3 protein-coding genes are annotated in these 1,528 nt (G+C 42.9%); all 3 read left to right on the forward strand.

Features of this window, described 5'->3' with window-relative positions:
- Positions 1–155: 155 nt before the first annotated feature.
- The 3 genes from LHL20_RS20890 (at position 156) to LHL20_RS20900 (ending at position 1,414) form a co-directional block, all read left to right on the forward strand.
- A complete protein-coding gene (locus LHL20_RS20890) occupies positions 156–563 on the forward strand; it encodes a hypothetical protein (protein ID WP_226434685.1) in 408 nt (135 codons plus the stop codon).
- A 141-nt stretch (positions 564–704) separates the two neighbouring features.
- Positions 705–1,013 (forward strand): hypothetical protein, encoded by a 309-nt coding sequence (locus LHL20_RS20895; RefSeq protein ID WP_226434686.1) that lies wholly within the window; start codon positions 705–707, stop codon positions 1,011–1,013.
- Positions 1,014–1,138: 125 nt separating this feature from the next.
- On the forward strand, positions 1,139–1,414 hold the full coding sequence (locus LHL20_RS20900; RefSeq protein WP_226434687.1) for a DUF2185 domain-containing protein: 276 nt from the start codon (positions 1,139–1,141) through the stop codon (positions 1,412–1,414).
- Positions 1,415–1,528 lie beyond the last annotated feature (114 nt).

The raw sequence follows: 1,528 nt of genomic DNA on the forward strand, positions 1-1,528 counted from the left end.
AGTTCGCCCGCTACGCGGGCTGGGACGCAAACATGTGGGCTGCTCACTTCGTTCGGATTTTAGCCCACATGCCTGCGCCCCTTATTTAAAAGTTATGTTGCAATAAACATTGGAGGTTTGAAAAGTTGAAGTCGAGAGTGCTTGCATGTTTTCTTATGTTCTTCCTTTCATCAGCCCAAGGAACAGAAGAGTATGTTTGGGATACACTAGCGTCACTAGATAAAGATGCGATTGAAAAGAGATCAATATCTTTTGTATTAGAGCAAATGCCTCATCTAAAAGGTATTGAAATTAAACTTGTACAAATAAATGCTCAATATCACAAGAATGGCCCAACTCTGAGTTCTTTGTTTATTCATGCGAACTCTTTTAAGCCAATTTCAGAGAACAAAACTCTTGGCTTTCAAGACCTAAGCTATGGCATAAGCCATTATGCAGAGTTTGTTAGGGTGAACTTTTCAACTGCTGGCGTACCTGAAAGTATCAGTTATAACGAATCTCTTCTCGGACAAAATGAAGAGGAGTCACTAGAAAGGTTCAAAGAGCTATATGACTTCTATTAGCCTCAATGGCTGGCAACATAACAAACCAATTAACTCACTCGCTCCGCTCGCTGGGACACAAACACGCAGGGCCGCTTCGCTATTTTGCCCTACGCGTTTGTGCCCGTTATTGGGGCGTTATGTGCTCAAGGGACGTTTAGCTTGGAAACTGTCGATATAGAATGTGAAGTTGAAGTCTCCTTAATTGAACTTGCCATGAAAAATCGGTGGGGGTATCGAACTGGAATAAGCCCAAACCATTGGATTCCTGGTCGAGATTACGCCTTTATTGGAAAGCTAAATTTTATCGGTGTCGAAATACTAGAGCCAGGGAGTACTTGCAGAGCAATTGGAGGGTTTGTATTGCCCAAACAAGATTTACCATTAATCAAAAAAGGCTTTACTTGGCATATTTGTGAGGCGTACACCATAGTTGGTTACGTAAAGGTTGTTTCAGAGCCGCGCACATAACAAACGCATTAACACTCGCTGCGCTCGCTAGGGACAAAAACACGTAGGCTCCCTGCGCTTCGCTTGGTATTGTAGCCTACGTGTTTTTGCCCGTTATGCGGAGCGTTATGTGTAAGGAGGTAAGTTTGAATTTCAAGGATGACTATGGTGTGTTTGTCTGTCCTCACGTATTTGCGCAATCTGCACCTATTTTGTTTTCAGTGAGAGATTTTGACGGCTCTTGGCAATTTTTATGTGGTGACGATGATTGCATAGAAAGCAGCAAGCCTAAACTCGTTCATGTAGGGAAGCTGGCCAAAATAGATCCGACAATTCATCAACTAACGTCTATGGGTATTGGTACCTATGCAGAACGTTTTTCTTCCATTGCAGATTGGACATTTGGCAAATTGGAGGACTAAATTGGCACTTACACATAACACATATGAGCCCAACTCCTGTCAATAGGTAATAGTTATTCGCTGGCTGCGCTAGCAGTCAGTCCAACTCCCTAAGCTAAACCTCCTAACTTCATC

The organism is Alteromonas sp. McT4-15 (assembly GCF_020515205.1).
GTDB lineage: Bacteria > Pseudomonadota > Gammaproteobacteria > Enterobacterales > Alteromonadaceae > Alteromonas.

Excerpts from the sequence above, each read along its gene's own strand:
- LHL20_RS20890 (WP_226434685.1), top strand. The coding sequence starts at position 156 with ATGTTCTTCCTTTCATCAGCCCAAGGAACAGAAGAGTATGTTTGGGAT.